The sequence below is a fragment of the Bradyrhizobium sp. Kon69 genome (assembly GCF_055807515.1).
The window spans coordinates 1-314 of the sequence record NZ_JBVVOS010000231.1 but is presented as its reverse complement, the minus strand read 5'-3'; the positions used below and the strand labels follow the sequence as shown (position 1 = coordinate 314).

1 protein-coding gene is annotated in these 314 nt (G+C 60.2%); it reads left to right on the top strand.

The features are described 5' to 3' along the window. The coding region (locus AC0L3U_RS38960) for a phosphatase PAP2 family protein (RefSeq protein ID WP_473365050.1) at positions 1-314 on the top strand (314 nt) is incomplete at both ends.

Genomic DNA, 314 nt, shown 5'->3' with positions numbered 1-314 from the left:
GATTGCCGTCAGTTGCTTCCTGATCTGGCCGCTGCGCTTCACCTTCGAACGGCCGGAGCTGGATGGTGTGTTCGGCTGGTTGTTCGCCGTGCTGGCCGGCTTCGACAAGCCGTTCAACCAGGCGCCTTCCCTGCATATCGCGCTGCTGGTGATCCTGTGGGTCATGTACCAGCGCCATACCCAGGGCTTCTGGCGCTGGGTGGTACACGGCTGGTTTGCGCTGATCGGTGTTTCGGTACTCACCACTTATCAACATCACTTTGTCGACTTACCCACAGGCGCCCTCGCAGGTTGGTTGTGTGTGTGGCTGTGGC